The organism is Bartonella sp. CR84HXZ (assembly GCF_042194535.1).
GTDB lineage: Bacteria > Pseudomonadota > Alphaproteobacteria > Rhizobiales > Rhizobiaceae > Bartonella > Bartonella grahamii.
Map to the genome: position 1 here is coordinate 1 of NZ_JBHIMY010000073.1, position 1,489 is coordinate 1,489.

Here is a 1,489-nt window from a genome sequence, read left to right on the forward strand (position 1 = left end):
ACTCTATAAACACAACCTGTAATATATATTTTGTAGGGGTTTTGGGGGTGTTTATATTTTTTTCAAAAATTAGGGAATTAAAAGCGTAAAGTGATATAAGTATTCACAACAAAGCTTTTGAAAACAATAAAGCTATCATTTTAGATTACGGTATAACCTCTTAAAGCCAATGTAAAAGAAGCGTATTCACTTTAAAGATGGGATTTATTAAAAATCTTAAAGCAATCAAAATAAGAGTATTTAAAAGTGCAAATGATTTTTTTTAGAATAACGCATATAAACTATTCTTTTAAAAAGGGATACTCAATAATAATTAGGTCAATAAGTTATATTAATAGTGAGAATTTTATTCTTTATTGATTCTATTAGTTTTTTCTCTATCTCTCATCTTTTTTGAGCTTTTTTATAGCTTCAAGAGCGAGTTTTTTACGGTCTGTGCTCTTTATGTAGAGAAAAGTTAGAGTATTTTTAACTTTTCATATAATTATTCTTTGAAAAGGTCAGAGTGCGTTCCTGTACGAATAAGATGTAATTTATCTCCTTCTATTCTATAAATAAGCAGCCAATCTGGTTCGATATGAATATCATGATACCCTACCCAATCGCCTTTTAGTGGATGATCACAGTAATGTCTTGGTAATGGCTTTTCTTCAATTAGAAGACTTAATAGTGTACGCAGCTTATTCATATTTTTACTGCGTTTTTCCGCCTTGCGCACGTCACGTTTAAATTGTCTCGAGCGAACAGGTATCAGCATATTAAATGCCTAAATCCTTAAAAAGGGCATCAGCGTTTTTAAATGTCTTACCTTTACCTTCATCTAATTCCTTTATAGCTTTACGTGTGACACTATTAGGTACTTTAAGCTCAAAAGGCAAACAACCTTCTTCAGCGACACGCAAAAATGTTATGCGGATAAGATCTGATGCACTTAATCCCATGCGTTCTAAAGTAATCATCGCTTGTTTTTTCATTTTAGCAGGAATGCGAGCGCGAACAACAGAATCGGCTTTCATGATTTGTATCTCCATTTATAACCTTTGTTATAGTGTAGCTACACTGTGACTTCAAGTCAATTTTTTAGAATTAAAAACCCTCTGGATAGCAGGTATGGCAAAAAAAACTCCACGAAAAGAATCCTTGATTCGCAATAATTAAGAGGAATGTTGCAAAATCCTATTCTCTTAACTTTATTTTGTTATCCCTCATAGTAAAGAAGATTATATCTAATCAACTTAACAAGAGAGGTATAGATTATGGTTATAAGCTCTATACCCCTTATGAGTTTATCATACCCATTATGTGAGTATGCCAAATCTATTCAGTTTCTCTTAGTTCTAATTTTGGTAGTTTTTTCACGATTTTCATTGTTTCTAGACTTACAGTAATAATCCTTTGAAACAACTCTAATGGATAAGCAGGGTTGCCAACGGTTTCAACAAGCATAGCGATTGGCATCATTCACAATACCACTCTTTTTATCAGTCTT

Annotated in this window: 3 protein-coding genes; all 3 read right to left on the reverse strand. The window is 32.1% G+C overall.

All coding sequences use genetic code 11. The features are described from left to right. Positions 1-484: 484 nt before the first annotated feature. Complete coding sequence (locus ACFIKD_RS09350) at positions 485-757, reverse strand: type II toxin-antitoxin system YafQ family toxin (RefSeq protein WP_026500655.1); 273 nt, start codon at positions 755-757, stop codon at positions 485-487. A gap of 1 nt (position 758) precedes the next feature. Beyond that, entirely contained in the window at positions 759-1,016 is a 258-nt protein-coding gene (locus tag ACFIKD_RS09355) for a type II toxin-antitoxin system RelB/DinJ family antitoxin (protein WP_026500656.1), read from the reverse strand. A 301-nt stretch (positions 1,017-1,317) separates the two neighbouring features. Further along, entirely contained in the window at positions 1,318-1,461 is a 144-nt protein-coding gene (locus tag ACFIKD_RS09360; protein ID WP_375647890.1) for a hypothetical protein, read from the reverse strand. Between the last annotated feature and the right edge of the window lie 28 nt (positions 1,462-1,489).

Coding starts and splice junctions, on each gene's coding strand:
- ACFIKD_RS09350 (WP_026500655.1), bottom strand. CDS start 757: ATGCTGATACCTGTTCGCTCGAGACAATTTAAACGTGACGTGCGCAAG.
- ACFIKD_RS09355 (WP_026500656.1), bottom strand. CDS start 1,016: ATGAAAGCCGATTCTGTTGTTCGCGCTCGCATTCCTGCTAAAATGAAA.
- ACFIKD_RS09360 (WP_375647890.1), bottom strand. CDS start 1,461: ATGATGCCAATCGCTATGCTTGTTGAAACCGTTGGCAACCCTGCTTAT.